At 64.7% G+C, this 24060-nt stretch carries 22 protein-coding genes; 5 read left to right on the top strand and 17 right to left on the bottom strand.

Annotated features, from left to right (window positions below):
* Window positions 1-44 precede the first annotated feature (44 nt).
* The 3 genes from CEJ45_RS12235 to CEJ45_RS12225 are packed head-to-tail and all read left to right on the top strand — an operon-like array spanning window position 45 to window position 2608.
* Complete coding sequence (locus CEJ45_RS12235; protein WP_088755400.1) at window positions 45-626, top strand: cupin domain-containing protein; 582 nt, start codon at window positions 45-47, stop codon at window positions 624-626.
* 3 nt (window positions 627-629) lie between these two features.
* Complete coding sequence (locus tag CEJ45_RS12230; protein WP_088755377.1) at window positions 630-1613, top strand: fumarylacetoacetate hydrolase family protein; 984 nt, start codon at window positions 630-632, stop codon at window positions 1611-1613.
* The gene (locus CEJ45_RS12225; RefSeq protein WP_088755376.1) at window positions 1610-2608 is read left to right on the top strand and encodes an NAD-dependent epimerase/dehydratase family protein; all 999 of its coding nucleotides are present in this window, start codon (window positions 1610-1612) and stop codon (window positions 2606-2608) included. The genes CEJ45_RS12230 and CEJ45_RS12225 overlap by 4 nt, the downstream gene beginning before the upstream one ends.
* On the opposite strand, the gene CEJ45_RS12220 is transcribed toward CEJ45_RS12225, so the two are convergent.
* From CEJ45_RS12220 to deoC, 12 genes are all read right to left on the bottom strand, one after another.
* On the bottom strand, window positions 2575-4068 hold the full coding sequence (locus tag CEJ45_RS12220) for an EAL domain-containing protein (RefSeq protein WP_088755375.1): 1494 nt from the start codon (window positions 4066-4068) through the stop codon (window positions 2575-2577). The genes CEJ45_RS12225 and CEJ45_RS12220 overlap by 34 nt on opposite strands.
* 275 nt (window positions 4069-4343) lie before the next feature.
* Entirely contained in the window at window positions 4344-5051 is a 708-nt protein-coding gene (locus CEJ45_RS12210; protein WP_088755373.1) for an anti-sigma factor, read from the bottom strand.
* A complete protein-coding gene (locus tag CEJ45_RS12205) occupies window positions 5048-5596 on the bottom strand; it encodes a sigma-70 family RNA polymerase sigma factor (protein WP_088755372.1) in 549 nt (182 codons plus the stop codon). The genes CEJ45_RS12210 and CEJ45_RS12205 overlap by 4 nt, the downstream gene beginning before the upstream one ends.
* A gap of 83 nt (window positions 5597-5679) precedes the next feature.
* Window positions 5680-6240 (bottom strand): DUF3455 domain-containing protein, encoded by a 561-nt coding sequence (locus CEJ45_RS12200; RefSeq protein WP_088755371.1) that lies wholly within the window; start codon window positions 6238-6240, stop codon window positions 5680-5682.
* A 177-nt stretch (window positions 6241-6417) separates the two neighbouring features.
* Entirely contained in the window at window positions 6418-7470 is a 1053-nt protein-coding gene (locus tag CEJ45_RS12195) for an ABC transporter permease (protein ID WP_088755370.1), read from the bottom strand.
* Between the two features lie 9 nt (window positions 7471-7479).
* Window positions 7480-9042 (bottom strand): sugar ABC transporter ATP-binding protein, encoded by a 1563-nt coding sequence (locus CEJ45_RS12190; RefSeq protein ID WP_187697670.1) that lies wholly within the window; start codon window positions 9040-9042, stop codon window positions 7480-7482.
* A gap of 90 nt (window positions 9043-9132) precedes the next feature.
* Window positions 9133-10140 (bottom strand): substrate-binding domain-containing protein, encoded by a 1008-nt coding sequence (locus CEJ45_RS12185; RefSeq protein ID WP_034331985.1) that lies wholly within the window; start codon window positions 10138-10140, stop codon window positions 9133-9135.
* Window positions 10141-10190: 50 nt separating this feature from the next.
* A complete protein-coding gene (locus tag CEJ45_RS12180) occupies window positions 10191-11198 on the bottom strand; it encodes an ABC transporter permease (protein ID WP_088755369.1) in 1008 nt (335 codons plus the stop codon).
* A gap of 24 nt (window positions 11199-11222) precedes the next feature.
* Window positions 11223-12185, bottom strand: coding sequence for a ribokinase (gene rbsK / locus CEJ45_RS12175; RefSeq protein WP_088755368.1), 963 nt, complete (start codon window positions 12183-12185; stop codon window positions 11223-11225).
* Between the two features lie 2 nt (window positions 12186-12187).
* Window positions 12188-12640 carry an RbsD/FucU family protein gene (locus CEJ45_RS12170; RefSeq protein WP_088755367.1) on the bottom strand — a complete coding sequence of 151 codons (453 nt, stop codon included), beginning with the start codon at window positions 12638-12640 and terminating at the stop codon, window positions 12188-12190.
* A 240-nt stretch (window positions 12641-12880) separates the two neighbouring features.
* Window positions 12881-15262, bottom strand: coding sequence for an aldehyde dehydrogenase family protein (locus CEJ45_RS12165; RefSeq protein WP_088755366.1), 2382 nt, complete (start codon window positions 15260-15262; stop codon window positions 12881-12883).
* A 23-nt stretch (window positions 15263-15285) separates the two neighbouring features.
* Window positions 15286-16317: a deoxyribose-phosphate aldolase gene (deoC, locus tag CEJ45_RS12160; protein ID WP_088755365.1), complete on the bottom strand. Its 1032-nt coding sequence runs from the start codon at window positions 16315-16317 to the stop codon at window positions 15286-15288.
* 245 nt (window positions 16318-16562) lie between these two features.
* Here deoC and CEJ45_RS12155 point away from each other — a divergent pair, with 245 nt between their 5' ends.
* Window positions 16563-17384, top strand: coding sequence for a DeoR/GlpR family DNA-binding transcription regulator (locus CEJ45_RS12155; RefSeq protein ID WP_187697669.1), 822 nt, complete (start codon window positions 16563-16565; stop codon window positions 17382-17384).
* A gap of 26 nt (window positions 17385-17410) precedes the next feature.
* Here the strand turns inward: CEJ45_RS12155 and map are convergent, their stop codons facing one another.
* Window positions 17411-18208, bottom strand: coding sequence for a type I methionyl aminopeptidase (gene map / locus CEJ45_RS12150; RefSeq protein WP_088755364.1), 798 nt, complete (start codon window positions 18206-18208; stop codon window positions 17411-17413).
* A gap of 235 nt (window positions 18209-18443) precedes the next feature.
* Between map and CEJ45_RS12145 the strand changes: the two genes are divergently transcribed.
* Window positions 18444-19355 carry a LysR substrate-binding domain-containing protein gene (locus CEJ45_RS12145; RefSeq protein ID WP_088755363.1) on the top strand — a complete coding sequence of 304 codons (912 nt, stop codon included), beginning with the start codon at window positions 18444-18446 and terminating at the stop codon, window positions 19353-19355.
* 1 nt (window position 19356) lies between these two features.
* Here the strand turns inward: CEJ45_RS12145 and CEJ45_RS12140 are convergent, their stop codons facing one another.
* The 4 genes from CEJ45_RS12140 to CEJ45_RS12125 all read right to left on the bottom strand — a co-directional run bounded on the left by CEJ45_RS12140 (window position 19357) and on the right by CEJ45_RS12125 (window position 23941).
* Window positions 19357-20640, bottom strand: a complete 1284-nt coding sequence (locus CEJ45_RS12140; protein ID WP_088755362.1) for a glycosyltransferase — start codon at window positions 20638-20640, stop codon at window positions 19357-19359.
* A gap of 77 nt (window positions 20641-20717) precedes the next feature.
* The gene (locus CEJ45_RS12135; protein ID WP_088755361.1) at window positions 20718-21890 is read right to left on the bottom strand and encodes an MFS transporter; all 1173 of its coding nucleotides are present in this window, start codon (window positions 21888-21890) and stop codon (window positions 20718-20720) included.
* Between the two features lie 99 nt (window positions 21891-21989).
* Window positions 21990-22865, bottom strand: coding sequence for a nucleotidyl transferase AbiEii/AbiGii toxin family protein (locus tag CEJ45_RS12130; protein ID WP_088755360.1), 876 nt, complete (start codon window positions 22863-22865; stop codon window positions 21990-21992).
* Window positions 22853-23941, bottom strand: coding sequence for a type IV toxin-antitoxin system AbiEi family antitoxin (locus tag CEJ45_RS12125; protein WP_088755359.1), 1089 nt, complete (start codon window positions 23939-23941; stop codon window positions 22853-22855). Before CEJ45_RS12125 ends, CEJ45_RS12130 begins: the two co-directional genes overlap by 13 nt.
* Between the last annotated feature and the right edge of the window lie 119 nt (window positions 23942-24060).

Below are 24060 nucleotides of genomic sequence, written 5' to 3'. Positions count from 1 at the left end.
CATCAGCAGATTCACGCAATGCAAGCGATTCAATGGAGCCCATGATGTCCTTTCCCCCGATTCACCGCGTCGTCACCGGTCACGATGCGCAAGGCCGATCCATCGTCAGCAGCAACGGTCCGCTGCCGACCGTGGTGGAGGTGGCCGCCATTCCCGGCACGCTCTTCCATGAAGTCTGGAGCACCAGTGCCACGCCCGCGCGCGTGGACAATGGCGTTGATCCCAGCCTGGGCGCACTGGTGCTGTCTCCTCCGGAGCGTGGTACGCGCATGCGCTTCGTGGATATCCCGCCTGATACCGAGGAATTCCTCGCCAGCGCCAACAGCAAGATGCAGGAGGCCTTCAGCCAGATCGGCGAAGCTTCGGCCTCCACCATGCAGGCCGACTCGCCGCATCCGCTGATGCACCGTACCGAATCGGTGGACTACGGGATCGTCATTGAAGGAGAGATGACCCTGGTACTGGACCGCGGTGAAGTCGCCCTGAAGCCTGGCAGTGTGGTCGTGCAGCGTGGCACCAATCACGCCTGGGCCAATCGTTCGGGCAAGCCCTGCCGCATGCTGTTCATCCTGGTCGATGGCGAGTATGACCCGGCCATTGCCGCCCAACTGGCCGAGGGAGCGTAAGCCATGAAATTCGCCACCCTGCGCGACGGCACGCCTGATGGCGCGCTGGTATTGGTCGCGCGCAATGCCACCACTGCCTTGCCGGTGCCGCAGGTTGCGCGCACCCTGATCGATGCGCTGCCACGCTGGGACGAGGTCAAGCCCGCACTGTCCGAACGATATGAGGCCCTCAATGCAGGCCGGGCCGACGGTGCCATCGCCTTCGATGCACAGCTGTGCATGGCGCCGCTGCCGCGCGCCCCGCAATGGCTGGACGCCTCAGCCTTCCTCAATCACGGACGCTTGATGGAAGAAGCCTTCAAGACGCCGCCGATTCCGTATTTCGATACCGTGCCCGTGATGTACCAGGGGGCCAGTGATGATTTCCTCGGACCGCATCAGGACGTGCCGCTGCGGTCGGAAGCCGAAGGCATCGACTTCGAAGGCGAGTTCGGCGTGGTGGTCGGTCCGGTCGCCATGGGTGCGAGCGCGCAAGAGGCCCTGCAGGCCGTGCGCCTGGTAGTGCAGCTCAATGACTGGAGCCTGCGCGCACTTGGCCCGCATGAGATGAAGACCGGTTTCGGCTTCCTGCAAGCCAAGCCCTCCACGGCATTTGCGCCGATTGCCGTCACGCCCGATGAACTGGGCGATGCCTGGCGCGATGGCCGCGTACAGATGCGCCTGCAGGTGCAATGGAATGGCGCGCGCTTTGGCGAGCCGCACGGCGGCGAAATGAATTTTTCCTTTGGCCAGCTCATTGCCCATGCGGCGCACAGCCGCCGTCTCACGGCGGGCTGCATCATTGGCTCGGGTACGGTCTCCAATGTGGCGCGCGCGGCCGGTTCAGCCTGCATCGCCGAGCGGCGCGTGATCGAGAAGATCGACCAGGGCGAGATCCGCACCGGCTTCATGCATTTCGGTGATGAGGTGCGCATGCAGGCGTATTACGAGGATGGCCGTCCCGGCCCCTTCGGCATCGTGCAGCAGCGCGTGGTGCGGGCAGCATGAGGGTCCTGGTCACCGGCGCGGGCGGCTTCATCGGCGCGACCCTGCTGCAGCTGCTGCAGCAGGTGGGGCAGGTCGGCCCGCAACGTATTACGCGGCTGGCGGCGATGGACCGCACATTGCCTGCGCTGCCCGATTCCGTCGAACGCATCGAGGGCGAATTGCAGGACGCGCAGGTGCAGTCGCGCCTGGCGCAGTTCGGTGCCGATCTCTGCTTTCACCTGGCAGCGGTGCCGGGTGGTGCGGCAGAAGCCGATCCGGCCTTGAGTCGCCGCGTCAACCTGGATGCCACGCTCGATCTGTTCAACTTGCTGGCCGAAGGCAGGACAAGGGGCAGTGCGGCCCCGGTGGTGGTGTATGCCAGCACCATCGCCGTGTATGGCACACCTCTGCCGGACCCGGTCACCCCGGGCACGCCCACGCGGCCGGCGCTGATCTATGGCGCGCACAAACGGGCTTGCGAAATCCTGCTGGCCGACGCCACGCGCCGTGGCGTGCTGGACGGCCGTTCGCTGCGCTTGCCGGGCATCGTAGCGCGTCCGCGCGCCGCCTCTGGATTGGTCTCGGCCTTCATGAGCGAGCTGTTGCATGCGCTGGCGGCGGGCGAGTCCGTGACGCTGCCGGTGGGACCGCAGGCCACTGCGTGGTGGATGTCGGCACAACGTTGTGCGGAGAACCTGCTGCATGCGGCCACCATGGATCCGATGCTCGATACGCAAGGCCACATGGAACGCACCTGGGCCTTGCCGGTGTTGCGGCTGTCCATGCAGGAAGTGGTCGACACGCTCTCGGCCTTGTTTGGCGTGGATGGACATGCGCTCGCACGCTATGCCCCGCAAGAGCCGGTGGAAGCGGTGTTTGGACGCTATCCGGTACTCGATGACCGCATCGCGCGCCGGCTTGGCTTGCGTGATGACGGGACGGCGGCGGAACTGGTGCAGAGGGCGCTGGCACCCTACGCCATTCAGGCGGCCAACCCGAACTCCTCCAGCGTATAAGGCTCCCGCTGCTGCAGCACTTCGCTCAATTCCATCGCCTTGCTGAACAGCCATCCCTGCGCATGGATCTGCGGCGCAATGCTGCGAATGAGCTGCAATTGCTCTTCCGTCTCGATGCCCTCGATAACCACCTTCAGCTCCAGCTCGGTGGCCAGGCGCAGCAGGTTGGGGACCACCGAGCGCAGCGGTGATCCGGTGCTCAGGGCGCTGGTGAAGAGCCGGTCGATCTTGATGCCGTCGAACTGCGCATAGGACAGATGCGACAGATTGGCGCTGCCGGTCCCAAAGTCATCGATCCAGATCGCAAAGCCCGCCTTGCGCAACAGCTCGATGTTCTGTGTGAAGGTGGCCGAACGGATGTCGGCGCGCTCGGTGACTTCCAGGTGCAATTGCGGACGCAGGCCCGGCGTGGCCGCCGTCAGGTCCAGCGCGAACTCGATGAAGTCGGTATCCTCGATGTCGGCGACCTCGGTATTGACCGCCAGCATCAGCGCCGGATCGGCCTGCAGCAGATCCTGCATCTCGCGCAGCGCCCGTGCCAGCACCACCTTGGCCAGCGCCGTGCTGAGCCGGTTCTGCGCGGCCAGCGGCACGAAGATGTCCGGGCCGATCTCGGGCTCGTCGGCCGGGCGCCAGCGCGCCAGCGCTTCATAACCCTTCAGGCTCAAGTCGCGTACGCAAACGATGGGCTGGTACAGCAGCACGATCTCGTCATTGGCAATCCCCTCGCGCAGTTTTTCCAGCACGCCCTGGTTGCGGCGCAGGCGCAGGTACAGCAGGTAGGCCAGCGCACCCAGCAAGAAACTGCCCGCCATCAGCGCGAAGAAACTCAAGGGATGGGCCAGCGCAAACCAGTGCAGGTGTGCCGTGGCCTGCGCGCACAGCCCCATGTCGGGGCTGCATTCGGTGATGTCGATGGCCGGCAGCAGTTCGATGGCGCCCGAGGGGTTGTAGCGCAGGCCGGCGCGCTCGGCATAGGTGTGGGTGCCGCTGCCGTTGGTGATGCGCAGGGAGACATCCTGGTAGAAGCGATTGAGATCGAAGGTCGACGGCGAGGCAATGGCCAGGCTGTGATTGAGCGCGACCAGGTTGCTCTGGTAATGCGTCTGCAGGACTTCCTGGTGGCTCCACACGCTGAATCCTCCGCGCGGGCGGTAATGCGGTTCAGGCAGGCGGGTGACCCTGTCCAGCTTGCCCCACAGCGCCGTACAGCGCACCACGCCTTGCTCGATGCGGCCCAGGTCGGCGACATAGCTGTTGGCATAGGTGATGTTGCGCAGGATGGTGAGGTCACCCTCGGAGCACATCTCGAAGGGACTGGCTTCGGCCCGGCGCAGCGCATCGACGGTGGCGCGGCCGGCATCTTCCGCACGCTGCAGCGCCTGCATCGACGAGGCGTCGATATGACGAATCTCCGCCGCGTTCAGCGCAAGCTGTGCCAGGATGACTCCTCCAGCCATGCTGCTGCAGGCCCAGAGAAGAATTTTCCAGGAGGAAACGCGCCGGAAGACTTTGCGGTTCATTGCTCAGAAAGTAATTATTTCGCGCAAGCTTAATTTAAAACCGAGTCTCCTTATTCGGTTTTTTTCGTTGGCCATTGTTTTGCGTCGTGTTTTGCAGCGATTTCCCAGCGCGCGATAGAAGCACCCATCCCAAGTGATGCGCGCCATCCACGAATCTCGCCAGTCCTCGCTTCCCGGTGGATTGGCTCACGTCATGCGCCATCGCGCCGGACTCAGGAAGTCACCTTCACCGCGCGGCCGATGTAGAGGATGGGGCCGGTCGGGCGGCCTGTGGGCGAGCCGGTCCCCGGCTCCAGGGTGATCTCGAAGAGCTGGTCCGGCTGCAGCGGTGGCAGCTTGTCCAGCGGGACTTCCTGGGTCTTGCCGGGCTTGACGATGCCCAGCGACACCGGGCCGTTCCAGTTGGCACCCTTGGTCCAGAATTGCAGCGCCTTCTCCTGCGGCACGGTGGCCACGCCCAGCGGAATCAGGTTGAGGCGGCCGCTGCCACCGGTCTGTACCACCCAGCCGGGCGCCTTGTCCTGCGGCGCGACCAGCACCACCATGTAGGCCGGTGCACGGGCGGGTGGCTCGGCACGCAGCATGAGCACAGCCAGCAGCACCGAGCAGGCCAGCGCCGCGCCGGTACTCCAGCGCCAGAATTGCACGCTCTCCCACCATGCATGCCAGCCGCCACGCCGGCGTACCGGGGCCGGCATGGGCAGGCTGCGCTCGATGCGTTGCCACAGGCTGGCCGATGGCTGTACCGGCTCTGCCAGTGCGGTCAGGGGATGCAGCCTGGTTTCCCATTCATCGACGGCGGCACGCAGTGCGGCGTCCGTGGGCAGGCGCTGCTCCACCGCCTGGCGCTGTGCGTGCGGCAGCGTGCCCAGCACGTACTGGGCCGCCAGCCATTGCAGTTCATCGTGTGATGAATTCATCCGATACACTCCCGCAGCGCGGCCAGGCCGCGCTTGATCCATGCCTTCACCGATCCCAGCGGCGCTTGCAGGCGCTCGGCGATTTCGCCATGGGTGCAGCCGTCGACATAGGCGTAGACGATGCTGGCGCGCTTGGCATCGCTCAACTGGCCCAGGCACTCGTCCAGCCGGCCGAGGTCGGCTTGCCAGTCGGGCGCCTCGACGGCTGGGTCGGGGCGGTCGGCCAGTTCTTCCAGGTCGTCACCGGCGGAGACTTCGTGTTGCATGGCGCGGATGCGATTGAGGGCGGTATGGCGCACCACCGTATAGATCCATCCGCGTGCAGCACCGCGCGCCGGGTCGAAGCTGGCGGCGCGGTTCCAGAGGTTGAGGAAAGCGTCATGCAGGACGTCCTCGGCCAGCGCGCGATCACGCATGATGCGCAAGGCCACCCCCAGCAGATAGCGGCCCTCGTGTTCGTAAAGCGCCTGCAATGCACGGCGCTCGCCGCGCGCGCAGGCCAGCAGGGCGGCTTCATGATCGAAGGAGGCGGGGACGTCAGTCACTCGAAAGCAGGCTCCGGGCGCAGGTTGCCCGGCCGGAACGTCCGGCCGGGGTGACCTGGATTATAGCGAGGGATGCGCCGGCATCAGGAGGCTTTCCAGAAAATATAGTCGGCCTGGTAGCCCACCTTCTGCTTGGCACCCGCCGAACCCATGTCGCAGCGATCGGCCGGCGCCACGCCGCTCTTGGTGGCAACGCGCTGGATATAGGTGGTCTGCGTCATGGCGCCCATGCCGGTGGCCGGATTGGCCTTGACCAGCTGATGCGGGATGTTGCCGGTGCCAGCCGGTGCCACTGCCACCTGCGCACCGGTCACCTTGGAACCGTCGCTGCTCTCCCAGGTGGCCGGCGGGCCGTAGTAGCGGCCGACCTGCATGCCGCTGCGATCCTTGAGCACGGCATCGGGGCCGACGAAGGTCCATTCGAACTGGCCGGGCATGTCCTTCTTGGCGCGGCACTCGTAGAGGATCTCGCCCACGCCCACGGTCTGCAGTACCACCTTGTTGCCGGCCGGGACCTTGACGGCGTCCGGCAGGCTGTCCTGCGAATACATGGTCGACATGGGCGCGCAGGCCACCAGCGTGAGGGCCGCTGCCAGGGGCAGGGCGATACGGAGGGAACGGGAGGACAGGACGGCAGTTTGCATGATGGGCTCCTAGTTTCTTGAAATGGATGGTTGTCTCGTGCAGCCCGTGGCCGCATGCGCGACAACGGGGCTGACATGAGGTACTACCCGCGAGGAGCCGATCTGGATGCAGTGATTTGAAAATATTTTTTAAAAAAGATGGGCGGGAGAATTGGTGAGTATCTTTAACGGGAAATTCTACTTCTCCCGCCGCAGCGCGAACACCGCACCCGCCAGCACGATGAAGCCGCCGATGATGGCTTTCTGCCAGGTACTGGGCACGCCCGCCAGGATCAGCACGTTGTTGATCAGGGTCACCAGCAGCACGCCCAGGAGCGTACCCACCACGCTGCCATGGCCGCCCGTGATGCGCGCACCGCCCAGGACCACGGCGGCGATCACATCCAGCTCGCTGCCCACCAGGTCGAAGGGATTGGCCAGGCGCGTACTGGAGACGTGCACGATGCCCGCCAGTCCGGACAGGAAGCCGGCATAGCCGAACACGAACAGATGCACCGAACGCAATTTGTAGCCCAGGCGTTCGGCGATGGCCAGGCTGCCGCCCACGGCATAGACGGCGCGGCCCATCAGGGTCTTGTTGAGCAGCCACCAGGTCAGCGCACTGGCCAGTACCAGGACCAGCACCGTGGCAGGCAGCACGGCGTGCAGGCCGCTGGCCGTGTCATGCCGGGCCAGGGCCAGCTTGCCGAACTGGTCCATGGCATGCGGCACGTTCATGAAGAACACCGTCCCGACGAAGGTCAGCAGGATGCCGCGATAAAGATATTGCGTGCCGATGGTGACGATCAGCGAGGGTGCCTTGAGCCAGTCCACCAGCAGTCCGTTGAGCACACCCAGCGCGGTGCCGCCGGCCGCACCGGCCAGCAGGATGACGGCAATGTGCGTCTCGGGGAAATACGTCATCACCACCTTGGTGATGGAATACATGGTGAGCGCTGCGATGGCCGCGAAGGAGACGTCGATGCCGCCGGCGGCCAGCACGATCATCACGCCCAGCGCAAACAGGCCCAGGGTGGTGCAGGCGCGCACGATGTCGAACAGCACCGCCAGCTGGAAGAAGGCGGGATTGATGAGGGCCACCGTCACCACCACCAGCAGGATCAGGACGAAAGTAAACAGCGAAGGGTTTTTCTTGAGCAGCACGCCCAGGCTGGCTGCCGCACTGCGCGGGGGCAGGGCGGGGCTGGTGTCGGCGCTGGCGTTCTGGCGGGTCAAAGTGCTTGCATCCATGCTCGGTTCTCAATGTTCGTGGCTTTGTTCGGAGACCAGGTCGTGCGAGAGGTCGCTCTCGGACAAGCCCTCCACCTCGAAGCGGCGCACGATGCGTCCGCGCTTCATCAGCAGCAGGTTGTCGCAGTTCTGCAGCAGCTCGGGCAGGTCGTCGCTGATGAGGATGACGCCCATGCCCTGTTTTGCCAGGTCCTGGATGATGCGGTAGATGATGTCCTTGGAACCCACATCCACGCCCACCGTCGGCCCGTGCAGGATCAGCACGCGCGGATTGATGGCCAGCCAGCGGCCGATCAGCACGCGCTGCTGGTTGCCGCCGGAGAGCGACTGCACCGGACGATCCACGTCCGGAGTGGCGATCTGCAATTGCCTGACCGTGTCCACCGAGAAGCGCTGGCAGGCCGCCGCATCAAGTGCGCCGAACTTGCCGCGCATCTTGCGCAGGATGGTGGTGATGATGTTGTCGCGAATCGATTTGTCCAGGAACAGGCCTTCGCTGATGCGATCCTCGGGCACGTAGCCGATGCCGTGGGTGATGGCATCGCCGGGCGCGCGCAGCGATAGCGGCTGTCCGTCCAGCACAATCTGTCCGGCATGCGCCGGTTCCACCCCGGCCAGCGCCAGGGCCAGTTCATTGCGGCCCGAATCGAGCAGGCCGGTGATGCCCAGGATCTCGCCTTCATGCAGCGTGAAGCTGACGTCCTCGAAGGCAGCGCGGCGCGTGAGGGCCGTGACTTCCAGGCGGGTCTTCTGCAATTGGGCGTCGACGCGATAGCGTTCCTGGCTCAACTGCTTGCCCGTCATCAGCTGGCCCAGCTGGGCCTTGGTGAAGCCCTGGATCGGACCTTGCGCGACTTTTTCGCCATCGCGGAAAACGATGGCCTGGCCGCCGATGGCAAAGCATTCATCGAGCTTGTGGCTCACGAACAGCACCGCCACACCATTGGCGCGCAGGCCGTTGATGACCTTGACCAGCGCATCGACTTCTTTCTGGGTGAGCGAGGTGGTCGGTTCATCCATGATCACCATGCGCGCACTGGTGGCAATCGCGCGCGCGATGGCGATGAGCTGGCGGGTGGCGATGGGCAGCTCGTCCACGCGCGTATCGAGAAACTCCGCCGTGGCCGGCAGGTTGACCGCGCGCAGTGCGCGCGCCGCCGTGTCGTTGAGGGCGCGGCGATCGAACAGGCGTGCCAGCCGCCCCTGGTGGTGCACCAGCTGGGCGCTCAGGGCGACGTTTTCGGCCACGCTCATGTTGGGCAGCAGCGAGAGATCCTGATACACCGTCTCGATGCCCAACGACAGTGAGGCCAGTGGCGTGAGTCCGGCCACGCGTTCGCCCTGGATGAAGATCTCGCCTTCGCTGGGCGGCTGGGCCCCGGCGATGATCTTGATCATGGTGCTCTTGCCGCAGCCGTTCTCGCCCAGCAGGTGATAGATCTCGCCGGCATGGATGGTGAGATCGATGCCGCGCAGGGCGTGCACCCCGGCAAAGCGCTTGTGGATACCCTGCAGCCGCAGGAATTCCCGGGCTGGCGTTCCATGGGGGCTGGAAGTGTCTTGAGTGCTCATAGTCCAACGCGATGACGAAGGACATCCGCCGTGGCCGGGTTGATGACGCGGGCGCGCGGCGGATGTCCGGTGGGTCTGATCAGGCCGCGATCAGAACGCGTACTGCTTGTAGTTCTTCTTGTCCACTTCCACCCAGGCCTGGCCGGTGACGATCACGCCCACGCCCGGGCCCTTCTTGACGCTGACCTTGTTGTAGCCCGGAATGCCCAGGTCCATGCCGTCGGTGATCTTCTTGCCCTGCACCAGCATCATGGCCGCCTTGTTCATGGCCAGGCCGGCATCCTTCGGATCCCAGAAGGCGATACCGCCCACTGCGCCCGACTCCAGGAACTTGGCCGCTTCGCTGGGCAGGCCGGTGCCATAGACACAGACCTTGCCCTGCAGGCCGGCTTCTTCCACGGCGCGGCCGATACCCAGCACGTCCAGCGAGGACGAACCCTGGAAGCCCTTGATGTCGGGATGCTTGCGCAGGATTTCCTTGGCCTTGGCATAGGCCTTCTCGGCATCGTTGGCCGATTCGTTCTTGGCATCCACCAGGGTCATCTTGGGGTACTTCTTGGCGGCATTGGAGGCGCCGCCATCGGCCCATTGCACCTGCGACTGGCTGCCCAGCGAACCGACCAGCGACGACCACTTGCCGGTCTCGCCCATGCACGCTGCCAGGCGGTCATTGAGGCGGGCGCCATAAGCGGTGTTGTCGAAGGCTTCGATATCGACCAGGGTGTTCTTCTGGTTGTCGGCTTCATGGGTGACCACCTTGATGCCGCGATCGAGGGCGCGCTTCAAGACCGGCTCCAGGGTCGGCGGATCCATCGACACCACGGCGATGGCGTCGACCTTCTTGGCCACCAGGTCTTCCACCAGGCGTTGCTGCTGGGCGGCATCCGATTGGGCCGGGCCGATCTGGCGCGTGGTCACGCCGGGATTGGCGGCAGCGAATTCCTTGACGCCCACTTCCATGCGGTTGAACCAGCTGATGCCGGTGATCTTGACCACGGTGACGATATCGATGGGTTTGTTCTGCGCCTGCAGTGCGCTGGCAAAGCCGATGGCTGCCAGAGCCGAACCCAGTACGCAAGCCGATTTCTTGTTCATCATGTCTCCAGTTTCCCCACTATGTGGATGGATCTTGACAGGCGGGGTGCTGTTCAAGACTTGCGCAATTGCGCCTTTGAATTCGGGAAAAAATCACGCCAGCTGACCCGCGCCGAGGCCAGGAAGCACAGCAGCAGCAGGCCCCAGGCGCAGTCGCGGAAGAAGTTGGAAATCTCCAGCAGGTTGAAGGTCGAGGACAGCAACTGCAGCGCCAGCGCCGAGAAGAACAGGCAGACCATGCGGCCGTAGCCTCCCTGCGGACGGATGCCGGCCATCACCGCGATCAGGATGGCGATGAGCAGGTAGGAGTTGCCATAGTCCGCCTTCACGCTGGCAGTGCGGGCGGCGATGATGATGCCGGCCACCGCGGCCAGCACGCCGCTCAAGGTGTAGGTGGCAAAGCGCAGGCGGTTCTGCGAGATGCCCGCATAGCGTGCCGCGCGCGCGTTGGTGCCGAGCAGGTAGAGCTTGATGCCGAAGAGGCTGTAGCGCATCAGCCAGCCCACGCCCAGCAGCAGCGCGACGAAGATGATGAAGGGGATGGGCACGCCCAGCACCGATTCATTGCCGATGGCCGAGATCGGATCGACCACGCTGATGCGCAGGCTGGAGCCATTGGTCAGCACCACGGCCAGTCCGGTGAAGATCATCTGCGTGCCCAGCGTGCAGAGGATGGGCGTGAGGTTGCCGCGCGAGATCAGCCAGCCGTTGAGCGCACCGCCGACCAGGCCGGTGACCAGTGCCACCGCCACGAAGCCCAGCGTATAAGTCCACGGTGCCGCATCGGGCGCAGCGACCAGCAGCGGCATGGCAGCCGCAGCCACCACGCCGGACAGGTTGGCCAGGCCGATGCCGGAGAGATCGATGCCGCCATTGCCCGAGATCATCGCCAGCGCCACGCCGATCGCCAGCAGGCCCAGTTCAGGCAGCTGGCTGGCCATGGACTGGAAGTTGTAGACGTCCAGGAAGTCGCCGCGCGAGAACACGGTGGCCACCAGCAGGATGGCCAGGTTGATGACCAGCAGGAACAGCAGTTGCGGGTCGGAGATCTTCAGTTTCATGGTGGGGTTACCTCGCGGGGAATGTCATTGCGCCTGCGCCAGCGCACCGGCGTTGGCCTGCAGCAGCGCCAGCGCCTCCTGGCGGCTGGGCATGGACGGGGCGGTGCCGGCGCGGGTGACCGAAATGGCCGCCACCGCCGTGGCCAGCCGCGCGGCTTGTTCGGCGCTCATGCCCTCGGCCAGTCCGGCCGCGAAGGCGCCGTTGAAGGCGTCGCCGGCACCGGCGGTCTCCACGACGGTGCCCGCGCACAGGGCCGGCAAATGCAGCGATTGCGCGCGGCTGTGCAGCAGCGCACCCTGTGCGCCCAGCGTAATGAGGGCGCAGCCGACGCCGCGTTCCAGCAGCACGTCGGCAGCGCGGCGGGCATCGTCAACGGTATGGATTTCGATCCCGGTCAGCAGGGCCGCTTCGTGTTCATTGGGGGTGATGAAATCGCACAGGCCATAGATCTGCGGCGGGAAGTCCAGTGCCGGTGCCGGGTTGAAGACCGTGGTGGTGCCCGCCGCCCGGGCGATCTGCAAGCCGGTGAGGGCGGCTTCCGGAGGCTGCTCCAGCTGGGTCACGAAGACGCTGGCTGCTTCGATGGCCTGGTGTTCGCGTTCCACATCCTGGGTGGAAAGTTGCGAGGCGGCGCCCGGCACCACGATGATGGCGTTGTCACCGCTGGCGTCGTTGACGTAGATGAAGGCGGCACCCGTGGGCGCATCCTCGATCACGCGCACGTGGGGGGCGATGGTTTCCTGACGCCACAGCGAGAGCGCGAAGTCACCGAAGGAATCCTTGCCGATGGCCGAGATGAAGCGTACCGGCGCACCGACGCGCGCAGCGGCCACGGCCTGGTTGGAGCCCTTGCCGCCGGGACCCATGGCAAAGCCGGTGCCGGCGATGGTCTGGCCCAGGCCAGGCATGCCCGGTGCGCGGAAAGCGAGGTCGGCCACGTAGATGCCCAGCACGGCTACGCCGGTCTTGTGCGAGAGGGAAGTCATGCTCACGCCTCCGGTGGCAACACACCTTTTTTGAGCAGGAAGCAGCCGTAGAAGCGGCGCTCGCCGGTGGCGATCACGCAATACGCTTTCTTGGCCGCTTCATAGAAGGCGAAGCGCTCGATCGACCCGAGCGGGCGTTCGCGGCCTTCAGCCTGGTTCACTTCGTGTTGCAGTTCCTGCTGTACCGGCGGGATGGTGGCGGGTTCGCCCATGATCTCCATGCGGCGCACCGGTTGTTCCACCGCATTGTCCAGCGGCAGCACCGAGAGGATGGCGCGCGCAGCTTCGGTGGTGCCCACGCCGTCGATGCGCAGCACCTTGCCCAGTACCGTCTGGCGGGCCACCGAGTCGGCCGGGAAGTTGGCGTCGCACAAGACCAGTTCGTCACCGTGGCCCATCGCACGCAGGGCGTAGAGCACATCGGCGTTCAGTAAAGGATGCAGATTCTTAAGCATGTCGTCTCCTGTGGATTTTATAAGTATGCTTATAGGATAAATCTAAATCTTGTTGCTTGGGAGTCCTTGTTCAGCTTGATCGTTCGCCGTAAAAAACTAATATTTTCAATCTCAAGAATTTTCGATTTATTAGTCAGTATTCCGTCAGGACTTCGTCAGCCATTGTCAGCCATTGTCAGCCATTGTCAGTCATGTTCAGCCATGACCAGGAAAAGCGCGTTGCGCTCAAGCGCAGCATTTTCATTCGCCATAAGGAATCCAGATGTTCTTGACGTGCGTGGCCTGGCGCAGGTATTCGCCACCTTCGCCCTGCGCAGCATCGTGCCAGTCGGTGAGCTCGCCGTGATCCACGAAGCAGCGCTTGAGGTTGCCGACGGATAGCCGCTCGGCCGTCGCCGAGAACTCAGCCGGTCCGCGTACCCACAGGGCATCGACTTCGTCATGCTCGGCCAGTACGGTGAGCAGTTCGGCACTCTTGCCGGTGACGATGTTGATGACGCCGCCGGGCAGGTCCGAGGTGTCTAGCACCTGGTAGAGATCGGTCGCCACCAGCGCTGCCTGCTGGCCGGGGACGACCACTACGCGATTGCCCATGGCGACGAGCGGTGCCACCAGGCTGATGAAGGACAGCAGCGGTTGCTCTTCCGGACAGACCACGCCAACTACGCCAATGGCTTCCGGCATGGCCAGGGCCACGCCGCGCAGCGGCGGCTGGTGCACGGCACCGTCGTACTTGTCGGCCCAGGCGCCATAGCTGAAGAGGCGCTTGATCGCGGCATCCACTTCGGCCCGCGCGGCCTCGGCGGAGACGCCGGTGGTGAGGGCAATGCGGCGCGCGAATTCATCGGCGCGCGCTGACAGGTTTTCCGCGATGTAATACAGCCCCTGGGCGCGGCGATGGGCAGTCGCGTTGCTCCAGCCGCCTGCCTTGACTGCCGCGGCGACGGCGTTGCGGATATCCTTGCGGTTGCCCAGGCCCACATCTTCCAGCCGCTCGCCACTGGCCGCGTAGCAAGCCATGGACACTTCGCCATCCGGACGGACCTGCTTGCCGCCGATGTAGAGCTTTGCAGTGCGGTCGACCAGGCCGCCTTGCAGCGGAGAGTCCTTGTGTGCGCCGGCCGGCGTGGCCGATGCAGTATTGCGTTGCGCACGGTTCAGGCGATGGCGCGGCTTGAGGTATTCGTAGCAGCCTTCGCGTCCACCCTCGCGGCCATAGCCGGATTCGCGTACGCCGCCAAAGCCGACCGCCGCATCGAACTGGTTGGTGCTGTTGATCCACACCACGCCGGCCTTCAGCTGCGGGGCCACGCCCAGGGCCAGGCCGATGGTTTCGCTCCAGATGCTGGCGGCCAATCCGTAGCGGCTGTTGTTGGCCAGTTGCACGGCTTCGTCAGGGGTGCGGAAACTCATGGCGACCAGCACCGGGCCAAAGATTTCTTCGGTGGCCACGGTGGCAGCGGGATGTACGCCGGTCAGCAGCGTGGGCGGATAGAAGCAGCCGCCGGGCGGCGTATCGAGCGCCACCTGGTGGCACTGCGCACCTTCACGCACGCCCTGTTCGACCAGGCGCCGCACGCGCTCCAGCTGCACCGGGGAAACCAGCGCGCCCATGTCGCTGCACTTGTCCAGCGGTGCGCCGACCTTGAGCTTTTCCATGCGCTTTTTCAGCCGCGCGATGAAGAGATCGTGGATGCCCTCCTGTACCAGCAAGCGGCTGCCGGCGCAGCAGACCTGACCTTGGTTGAACCAGATCGCATCGACCACGCCTTCGATGGCGGCATCGATATCGGCATCATCGAAGACGATGAACGGCGACTTGCCGCCCAGCTCCAGGGTCAGCGACTTGCCGCTGCCGGCGGTTTGCGCCCGGATCAGGCGGCCCACTTCAGTGGAACCGGTGAAAGCGATTTTCTGGATGCCGGGATGCGCGACGATGGCCGCTCCCGTACTGCCGTCGCCGGTGACGATATTGAGCACGCCCGCTGGCAGGCCGGCCTGCTGTGCCAGTTCGGCAAAGAGCAGGGCGGTCAGCGAAGTGTCTTCGGCGGGCTTGAGGACGACCGTATTGCCCAGTGCCAGTGCCGGGGCGATCTTCCAGGCCAGCATCAGCAGCGGGAAATTCCACGGCACGATCTGGCCGACCACGCCCACCGGGACATGATCGGGGAATTCGCTTTCCTGCAGCTGCGCCCAGCCGGCGTAGTGATAGAAGTGGCGCGCTACCAGCGGGACATCCACGTCGCGCGACTCGCGCAGGGGCTTGCCGTTGTCCATGGTCTCCAGCACTGCCAGCAGGCGTGCGTGGCGTTGGACGGCGCGGGCCAGTGCATACAGGTGACGCGCACGGCCATGGCCGCCCAGCGCCTGCCAGCTGGCCAGCGCGGCCTGGGCGGCGTTGACGGCGGCATCCACGTCAGCTGCAGAGCCTTGCGTGAGATGCGCCAGCCGCTTGCCGCTGGCCGGATCGAGATCTTCCAGCTGGCCGCCGGGCTGGGTGAAACGTCCCGCGATGAAGTGGCCGAACGAGGCCTCGTGGCTGGCCAGCCAGGCGCGGGCATCCTTGTCACTCTCGGGGGCGGGGCCGTAATCCATGGTGTCGAAATAGGTGGAAATGCTCATTGTGCTTGTCCGTGCAGGGTGGCTTAGCCGATGGCATGCCGGTTGAAGGCGGAGTAACGGCCGGTGACGTGGTGTTCCAGCTGGCGCTCGATGTCGGCCAGCAGGCTGGAAGCCCCCACGCGGAACAGATCGGGTTGCAGCCAGTCGTCACCCAGTTCCTCCTTCATCAGCACCTGGTATTCGAGGACATCCTTGGCCGTGGCCACACCGCCTGCGGGCTTGTAGCCGACCTTGATGCCGGTCATCTCCTGGTACTGGCGGATCATGCGCAGCATCACCAGCGAGACCAGCGGCGTGGCGTTGACGCTTTCCTTGCCGGTGGAGGTCTTGATGAAATCCGCCCCGGCCATCATGCAGACCATCGACGCCTTGGCGACGTTGCGCAGGGTCTTCAGTTCGCCGGTGGCGAGGATGGCCTTGACGTGGGCTTCGCCACAGGCCTGGCGGAAGTCGCGCATCTCGCGATGGAGCGCCTCCCAGTTGCCGGTGAGCACGTGTTCGCGGGTGATGACGATGTCGATTTCGGCAGCACCGTCGCGCACCGAGGCTTCGATTTCCTTGAGCTTCAGTGCGTGCGGATTGAGACCTGCCGGAAATCCCGTCGATACCGCCGCCACCGGAATATTCTTTCCCTCCAGCGCTTCCACCGCCGTCTTCACGAAGCGGTGATAGACGCACACCGCACCCGTGGTCAGCCCGCGTGCCTGCATGCCCAGCGCTTCCAGCAGATCGGCGCGTACCGGATTGGCGGCCTTGGCGCACAGGCGGCGCACCCGTTGCGGGGTATCGTCGCCGGAGAGCGTGGTCAGATCGATGCAGGTGATGGCCTTGAGCAGCCAGGCAGCCTGCGCATCCTTCTTGACCGAGCGGCGGCCCTTCAAGGTGGTCACGCGCTTTTCAGCGGCGCTCAGGTTGATGCGCAAATGTTCGAAGGCGGCAGCGTCATAGGGCTGCACGCTGTTGCGCGGATGGCCGGCGCTCGCGCTATCCTCACGCACGATGTCGGCCTCGCCCTGCGCGCGGCGCAGGGAAGGGGTCTTGCTGGTCATGTTCATGGCTGCGTAACTTTTAGTTAATTACCGTTGGCTGGTGCCGACGGGCAGGTCTCTTCCATGTGCTGCTTGCGCTGGGTCAGGCTTGGCTCTTGCATGCATCGACGCCGTCCGCCGGCCTCGCTACAATGTGGCCCAACGCGCTAAATGTTTTGCAAATAACATTTAATGGCTGTAACGTTACATCCATAACTTTTAATGCGCAACCTTTTTTTATCTGCAACATTTCCCGATCAGGAAAACGCCTCATGGCTTCGATGACCCCGACTTCGCCCGGAAAGCCGGCCCCTCAACCCACGCTGGGCGAACGCGCACGTGCCCAGCGGCTCTCGCGCATGCAGGACATGATCCGTGAGCAGGGCCCGACGCCGCTGGCGCGCATTGCGGAGGTGCTGGGGGTGACGGTGATGACGGTGCGGCGCGACCTGGCCGCTGACGATTCGCCGCTGATCTGCCTTGGCGGCCACGTGCTGGAAAGCAGCCCCGGCGCTGGCGAGAACCGCTACTCGATCGACCGCGAAGCCGACCAGCACGCGCAGCGCAAGCGCCTGGCCTGCCAGCGCGCGGCGCAGCGGGTGCAGGAGGGGGACAGCATCTTCATCGACTGCGGCACCACCATGACGCATCTGGCGGAGGCCTTGCCGGTCGATATCGGCCTGAGCGTGATTTGTTATTCCCTGAACATTGCCAACATCGTCAGCCAGCGTCCCAATACGCAGGTGATCCTGCTGGGCGGGCTGTATCACCCGTCATCGGCCTCGTTTGCCTCCGAAGAGGGCGTGGCCTATCTGAGGCGGCTGGGCGTGAACAAGGCCTTCCTGTCGGCGGGCGGGGTGGACGCGCGGCGCGGCGTGAGCTGTTCCAACTTCCATGAAGTGCCGATCAAGCAGGCCGCCATCGCCAGCGCGGCGCAGTGCTACGTGGTGATCGACCAGAGCAAGCTGGGCCGGTTTCGTCCGGCCTTCTACAGCACGCTGGAAGTATTTTCGGGGATCGTGGTGGGGGGGACGCCGGAACAGGATCAGCTGGACCTGTTCTCGGACTTTCCCATCGAGGTGGTGGCAGGCTGAGAGCCGCCACCGGATTGATACGCAGGTCAGTTGCGGGTGGCGATGGAAGGATAGTCGCCGCAGCCTTCCGGCCAGGGCGTGAGGATTTCATAGCCCTTGGCGGTGACCACCACCATGTGTTCCCACTGGGCCGACAGCGAGCCGTCGGCAGTCAATACGGTCCAGCCGTCGTCGAGCTGGCGGGTGTGCCGCTTGCCGGCGTTCAACATCGGTTCGATGGTGAAGATCATGCCTTCCTTGAGCGGCAGGCCGCTGTTGCGCTGGCCGTAGTGCAGCACCTGCGGTTCATCGTGATAGATGGTGCCGATGCCGTGGCCGCAGTATTCGCGCACCACCGAGAAGCCGTCGCGCTGGGCCACGGTCTGGATGGCGTGGCCGACGTCGCCCAGGGTCGCACCCGGGCGCACCGCGCGGATGCCCGCGCACATGGCCTCATAGGTGGTGTTGACCAGCTTGCGCGCGGTGGCGTTGGGGGAGCCTACGAAGTACATGCGGCTGCAGTCGCCGTACCAGCCATCCTTGATGACGGCCACGTCGATGTTGATGATGTCGCCATCCTTGAGCACCTGGCCGCCGGGGATGCCGTGACAGATCACGTCGTTGACGGAACTGCAGATGGTCTTGGGGAAGCCGTGGTAGCCGATGTTGGCCGGGGTAGCCTGCTGCACCTTGACGATGTGGTCATGGCAGATGCGGTCCAGTTCGTCGGTGGTGACGCCGGCCTTGACGTGCTCGGCCACGACGTGCAGCACTTCGGCCGCCAGTTGCCCGGCCACGCGGGCCTGGGCGATTTCTGCGGCGTTGCGCAGCTTCACTTTTCTCATGCTTGTCTGTTCGGTGGGTGCCGCGCGGTGCGCGGCGGTCGTTCGGGCGACTATTTTAGCCGGGCTGGCAGACGGCTGCCGTATCGGTCCCCGGTAATGGCGATTTTTCGAGGAAGTACGCAGAGTTTTTTCCACAGCCGTGCTGGCGCGCACTTGTCAGTAAAATCGATGCCAACAGCCTGATTCATTCATGGCATCGATCAATCCAACGGCATCACCAACCCACACGGACCCCATGGAACTGAGGCAACTGCGCCAATTCATCGCACTGGCAGAAGAAAAAAGTTTTACCCGGGCGGCCACGCGCTGCCATGTGGTGCAGTCGGCGCTGTCCTCCTCGATCCGCTTGCTGGAAGAAGAGCTGGCGGCAGCGTTGTTCGTGCGCACCACGCGCCGGGTGGAGCTGACGGCGGCCGGCGAGGCTTTCCTGGAGAGCGCACGCCGTTCGCTGGCGGCGCTGGAGCAGGGCGCTACCGACGTGGCCGATGTCAATGCCATGCGGCGCGGCCGGCTTTCCATCGGCACGGTACAGAGCCTGCCGTCCTTCGTCGATCTGCCCGCGTTGCTGGCGCGTTTCCACCGTCGGCATCCGGCGGTGGAGGTGCGGCTGTGCCAGGGCGCGGCGGGCGAACTGAACGAGAAGATCGACGCCCGCCAGCTGGACCTGGCCATCCTCCCCATCGAAGAAAGCGGGGAGGGCTTGCAGCAACACATCATCGCCTGCGATGAGCTGGTACTGGCCTGCCATCCCAGCCATCGCCTGGGCAAGGCGCGTTCGGTGACATTGGAACAACTGGCCGGCGAGGGCTTCGTCGATTTCGAAACCGGGCTGGGCACGCGTGCCCTGGTCGATCGCGGCTTTGCCGAAGCAGGCCTGCGGCGTCGCGTGGCCTTCGAGGTCAGCGACCTGGTGACCTTGCTTGACCTGGTGGGCCACGGGCTGGGCGTGGCCCTGCTGCCGCGCGACCTGGTCCACGCGCGGCGCGGCAAGCTGGCCAGCGTCAAGCTGCGCGGGGTGGAGCTGTGCTGGGAGCTGGTGGTCACGCACAAGGCCGCCGCCCGCAATGGCATGCTGGTGCTGGATGCGGCACCGGCGGCGTTTCTGGAGTTGTTGATGGAGCAGGCGCGGGCGCAGGAATCGGCCTGAATCAGCGAGCGGGCAGGAGCGCCCGCTCGGCCTGTGCAACGATGTCATCAGCCGATGAACCGTCCCGCATTGAGCGGGCGATGCGCTGGCAGGTCTGCACCACTGCCGACGCCTGCAGCAGCGGCTTGAGCTTGTGCTGCAAGCGACTGGCCGACATGTGCCGGGCCGGCAGGACATCACCCGTTCCCAGCCGCTGTACCCGATAGCCGTTGTCAAACTGATCGTAGGCAAACGGTACCACCAGCTGCGGCACGCCTGCCCGCAAGGCAGCAGCAGTGGTGCCGATGCCGCCGTGATGGACGATGGCCGCCACCCCCGGCAACAGCGCATCGAAGCTCACGTAGGACTGCCACAGCACGCCCTCGGGCAAGACCGCCGGTACCTGTTCACGATGCCGTGTTACCAGCAGTGCGCGGTGGCCAAGAGCCTGCGCGGCCTCTACGGCGCTGGCGAAGAACTGCGCGGCATGCTGGTGGCCGGAGCCTGGCGTAAAGACGACGGGTGCCGGACCAGCGTCGAGAAACTGCCGCAGGGCCGGTGTCCAGTCCGATGGCGACGGCGCCGCAGGGGGCGGAAATTGTCCGCTCACGAAAGGCTGCGGCCAGTCCGGCTGGACCGCGCCGAACCAGTCCGGAAACAAGCCCAGCGATGCATCCGGTGCCTGCATCACGTGCGCAAAGAAATGCGCCACCGGCGCCAGTCCATGGTTGGCCCGTGCGGCATTGAGTGCCGGCAGGCTGGGCGGATCGATCATCCAGCGGTGCGCCAGTGACCACAAGGTCTTGCGCCAGGACAGCGGTACCCAGCCAGGAATGCGCAGCGATCCCATGGCCAGCAGGTCGTGGCTGCTGCACAGGTTGGAGGGCGCGAGACAGGTGGCCACGATGCGCAGCCCGGGGCGCACGGCACGCGCGATGTCCGCCGCCGGGACCAGCAAGGGATGGCTGAGGATGACGCACTGCTCCTCGGCAGGCAATTGCGTGACCAGCTGGTGCAGGCAATCGATATAGGGGGCGGCGGCGCGGCAGATGACCTGCCAGCCCTTGCGTTCATCCCACAGGTCCGGATTGGCCAGCACGGCCTGGAATTCTTCCACGCTGCCCAAGGGATGGCAGGATAGTCCCGCCTGCTCGAACAAGGCCGCATGAAATCGCGGCACCACCATCAGCACCCGATGTCCCCGCGCTTGCAGGCCGAGACCGAGCGAGAGGAAGGGCAGCATGTCACCGGTGGTGCCGGTGGTGGCGAGGATCAACAGGGGAGCACGGGGGACAGGTGCTGGCATGGGGTGGCTAGGGGGGCGAAATGAAGAAGGCTGCAGGTGCGCGCCACTGTAGCCGATTTCCGTCGCCCTCGCCGTCGTCAGATGAAGCGTTTGACCGCCCGTGGCCCGAACAGCGCCACCACCATCATCACCAGCGCCACCCCCACGAAGCTCACGCGCAGCCCCAGGTGCTCGGCCACGCCCCCGATGCATACCGGCCCCAGCAGCATGCCGACGTAGGCGAAGCGTGCCACGGCAGCGATGCTCTCGGCGGCCGGCATGCCCGGCACGCGCGCAGCGGCCAGGAAAAAGATCGGCATCAGGTTGGCAATGCCCAGCCCGGCCAGCAGCAGGCCGGCCATGGTCGCCAGGGGGGTGGGCAAGGCCGCCGCCAGGGCGATGCCGGCAGCACCCGCCACCCCGCTCCAGAGCAGCGTGCGCAGGCCACCGATGCGTGCACGGATGCGGTCGCCCGTCAGCCGTCCGGCCGCCATGCCGGTAGAAAACGCGGCGTAGCTGTAGCTGACCCAGGCCGCAGGCGATTGCGCGATGTCGCGCATGTACACGGCAGCCCAGTCATACATGCCGCCTTCGCACATGAGCGCCAGGAAGGAGATCACGCCCAGCACCAGCACCATGCGGCGGGCGGATTTGTCAGCCCCGGGTGTGCTTGCGGTTTCATCATGGGCATCGTCGGGCAAGGCGAAGGGGCCGATGGACAAGGCCACCGAGAGCGTCACCACCGCCACCAGCGCGGCGTGGGCCAGGGGCGACAGGCCGGGCAGGGCGCCCAGTGCCGAGCCGGCGATGCCGCCGATACTGAACATGGCATGCAGGGTCGACATGATGGGGCGGCTGCGGCCGTTTTCCACCAGCGCGGCCTGGACCGACATGGCCACGTCGAAGGCAGCCATGGCGCTGCCGAACACCAGCAGCAGCGCCACCAGCATCCAGAACTGCGGTGCCAGCGGGATCAGCAGCAGCGTGGCCGCATAAAGGATGCCGGCCTGGCGCAAGGCGCGCGCGCTGCCCACCCGCGCGATCCACTTGCCGGACTGGCCCATGGTCAGCAGGGCACCCCCAGCCACGGCCAGCATGGCCAGCGACAGCACGGCATCGGACAGGGCGAAGCGATCCTTCACCGAAGGAATCAGGATGCCCCAGGTGGCGAAGGTGGCCCCGTTGACGAAGAACTGCGCCATGGTGGCACGTGTGGCGTTGCGGATGCGGTGCGGGTGGAAAGCGGGTACTGATGAGCTGCCTGGATGCATGGGGAGGTCTGGCGAATGGCAAAGATCGTCACTGTGCCAGTTTTTGATTCATTCGTTAAATGGATTATTCAGATCAGCTTGATCGATTCCACAGATGAATTACGCTGGCCCTCTGATGCCGAGCGCTCTCAGCCAGGCATCGATCTGCCCATACGCATCTTGTTGCCATTGGTCAGGTGTGCGTTGGCCAAGGACCTGCGATTGCTCGACGAAGCGGCGCACACACGTAGGTCCGAAGCCGTCGACGCTGTCGAATTTGCGGTCAATGAAACCGTAACCGGCTGCCGCGCCGGGATGATGCAACAGGGCGCGGCATTCTTCGGCAAGCACATCCGCACCGCCCGGATAGTTGCGGACGCAATAGTAGATATCGTAGGCATCCTTCTGCTTGTAGCGTCCTTCGATGGCGTGCCCTTTCATGGCCAGCAGGGCGGGGATCGAGCACACTGCGATCTCGACCCGATTGGTCCCGCCCGCCGGCATGGGTCCGCTGATGGCAACCCATTGATAAAAACGCAGGGCAAGATCGGCACCATCGGCGCGCTGCACGGCGAAGTCGCTGATGAGCGGCGGGACGTTCTTGACGATCTCCGCATCGCGCGGCATGAGGAAGTCGACAATAATGTCGATGGGCGCGCCTTCGTCTTCGGTGGGGACCTGCCGTAGCAACTGGAAACGGCGCAGGTCCCGGCGCTGCTGATACCCATGTTCCTGCAAGGCTTCCACCAGGGTGGCGTATTGGCCGTCACCCAGCGCTTCGGCGTCAAGACTCAGGTCAACATCCACCGTACCCACGTGCGGCATATCGTCATTGCCCAGCAGCAGCCACGGAACCGCACCGCCGACGATGGCGAATTTGCCTTTGAAACTTCCCAGGATCTGACCGATTTCGATCAGGACTTTCTTGACTGCGCTACTTGTACGGTCATCGTAATCGGTGGCGGATTGCGGTTCGCCGGGCGTCAGCTTTTCCATGTGAGCAATGTCTTTCTGAGATGGTCTGCGGCCTCCCGTCCGCGTTCGCCTGCGTGGTACAGGTCTAGATAGGTTTGAATGGGACTGGTGCAGACCGCGCCGGGCGCGGGTTCCTGCGTGTCACGAAGAAGATCGGCGTCGTCAAGCAGGCTCAGCATGACGTTCTCGCCTTTGGCCGCAGAGGAGAGCTTCAGGGCGGACTGCAGTGCTTCCAGCCCGGCTTCGGTCGCCTGGAAATAATGGGTTCCGGTCCTGGCGTAGGGGGCCAGCCATTGCGCCGCCGAGAACGAGGAAAATGCGGCTGCGGGGAGTTCGTCCTCCTGATGGCGGCGCATGGCATGCCGTGCCGCCTGTTCAAAGGCGCTCCCGTGCAGGGGACTGTAGAAAGCCAGACGCTCGCCCGACGGCCGCTCGTAGACCTCCCGCCATTCATCCAGCAATGCATCCGGTTCTGACAGCAACAGGCCGCCCTCTGCCACCTGGGCCCACTCACGCTCCAGCAAGGCCGTTCGTACATTGCTGACGTGACCGAGGCTGACCGCCGCTGCTTGAGCCAATTCCGTGACGCGCCAGGCGCGCTGCGGGTCGCGCAGCAACACCCGCAACACTTGTGCTGATTTCGGTTTGAACAAGGAGCGCAGTGCCCGTCGATCGGCAACGGGTTTGCTGGCCACCTGCCGTTCGATGAAGATGCCGTCGAAGACCAGGCGGGCATTGCCTTCCAGATCCAGGAAACCGGCTTCATGTTCACGGCACAGCGCCTGGGCATCGGGAGACAGGTAAGGAGCGATCAGGACGGGTGTGGCGTCCTCTGCGTGGTGCGACATGTAGTCGCGCAGGGCCAGCAAGGCATGGCGCACATGGCGCGGTTGCCCCGAGGAATTGGCTTCGCACACCAATGCATGGCGTTTGCCTGCGACCTTCAGCCGCGCCGTGAAATCGACGCCTGAATCCGCCATGGCGGTCTCGCGCTCGATGTCCAGCAACTTGAGCGCAGGCACCTGCAGCAGCAACGAGCGCAGGGCATGGGCTGCTTGGGTCTCAAAAGATTTCATTGAATGGCGTGTTTTCAGCATATGCTGAAAATAGCACTAACGATGAAATTGTCAACCTATATTTTCACTAAAAAAGCATATTTCAACATTTGTTGAAATATGTGCTTAGGGTGAAATATCCGCTGCTTATGTCGGGGCAG

Source organism: Herbaspirillum aquaticum, from assembly GCF_002213425.1.
Classification (GTDB): Bacteria; Pseudomonadota; Gammaproteobacteria; order Burkholderiales; family Burkholderiaceae_D; genus Herbaspirillum; species Herbaspirillum aquaticum.
This window is presented reverse-complemented; position numbering and strand designations above follow the sequence as displayed.

What these genes read in the sequence shown, in the direction of transcription:
- CEJ45_RS12230 (WP_088755377.1), top strand. Translation starts at nt 630, where the DNA reads ATGAAATTCGCCACCCTGCGCGACGGCACGCCTGATGGCGCGCTGGTA.
- CEJ45_RS12225 (WP_088755376.1), top strand. Translation starts at nt 1,610, where the DNA reads ATGAGGGTCCTGGTCACCGGCGCGGGCGGCTTCATCGGCGCGACCCTG.
- CEJ45_RS12135 (WP_088755361.1), bottom strand. Translation starts at nt 21,890, where the DNA reads ATGCATCCAGGCAGCTCATCAGTACCCGCTTTCCACCCGCACCGCATC.
- deoC (WP_088755365.1), bottom strand. Translation starts at nt 16,317, where the DNA reads ATGAACATGACCAGCAAGACCCCTTCCCTGCGCCGCGCGCAGGGCGAG.
- CEJ45_RS12185 (WP_034331985.1), bottom strand. Translation starts at nt 10,140, where the DNA reads ATGATGAACAAGAAATCGGCTTGCGTACTGGGTTCGGCTCTGGCAGCC.
- CEJ45_RS12235 (WP_088755400.1), top strand. Translation starts at nt 45, where the DNA reads ATGTCCTTTCCCCCGATTCACCGCGTCGTCACCGGTCACGATGCGCAA.
- CEJ45_RS12165 (WP_088755366.1), bottom strand. Translation starts at nt 15,262, where the DNA reads ATGAGCATTTCCACCTATTTCGACACCATGGATTACGGCCCCGCCCCC.
- CEJ45_RS12220 (WP_088755375.1), bottom strand. Translation starts at nt 4,068, where the DNA reads ATGGCTGGAGGAGTCATCCTGGCACAGCTTGCGCTGAACGCGGCGGAG.
- CEJ45_RS12145 (WP_088755363.1), top strand. Translation starts at nt 18,444, where the DNA reads ATGGAACTGAGGCAACTGCGCCAATTCATCGCACTGGCAGAAGAAAAA.
- CEJ45_RS12170 (WP_088755367.1), bottom strand. Translation starts at nt 12,640, where the DNA reads ATGCTTAAGAATCTGCATCCTTTACTGAACGCCGATGTGCTCTACGCC.
- CEJ45_RS12155 (WP_187697669.1), top strand. Translation starts at nt 16,563, where the DNA reads ATGGCTTCGATGACCCCGACTTCGCCCGGAAAGCCGGCCCCTCAACCC.
- CEJ45_RS12200 (WP_088755371.1), bottom strand. Translation starts at nt 6,240, where the DNA reads ATGCAAACTGCCGTCCTGTCCTCCCGTTCCCTCCGTATCGCCCTGCCC.
- CEJ45_RS12140 (WP_088755362.1), bottom strand. Translation starts at nt 20,640, where the DNA reads ATGCCAGCACCTGTCCCCCGTGCTCCCCTGTTGATCCTCGCCACCACC.
- CEJ45_RS12130 (WP_088755360.1), bottom strand. Translation starts at nt 22,865, where the DNA reads ATGGAAAAGCTGACGCCCGGCGAACCGCAATCCGCCACCGATTACGAT.
- rbsK (WP_088755368.1), bottom strand. Translation starts at nt 12,185, where the DNA reads ATGACTTCCCTCTCGCACAAGACCGGCGTAGCCGTGCTGGGCATCTAC.
- CEJ45_RS12195 (WP_088755370.1), bottom strand. Translation starts at nt 7,470, where the DNA reads ATGGATGCAAGCACTTTGACCCGCCAGAACGCCAGCGCCGACACCAGC.
- CEJ45_RS12210 (WP_088755373.1), bottom strand. Translation starts at nt 5,051, where the DNA reads ATGAATTCATCACACGATGAACTGCAATGGCTGGCGGCCCAGTACGTG.
- map (WP_088755364.1), bottom strand. Translation starts at nt 18,208, where the DNA reads ATGAGAAAAGTGAAGCTGCGCAACGCCGCAGAAATCGCCCAGGCCCGC.
- CEJ45_RS12125 (WP_088755359.1), bottom strand. Translation starts at nt 23,941, where the DNA reads ATGCTGAAAACACGCCATTCAATGAAATCTTTTGAGACCCAAGCAGCC.
- CEJ45_RS12180 (WP_088755369.1), bottom strand. Translation starts at nt 11,198, where the DNA reads ATGAAACTGAAGATCTCCGACCCGCAACTGCTGTTCCTGCTGGTCATC.
- CEJ45_RS12190 (WP_187697670.1), bottom strand. Translation starts at nt 9,042, where the DNA reads ATGAGCACTCAAGACACTTCCAGCCCCCATGGAACGCCAGCCCGGGAA.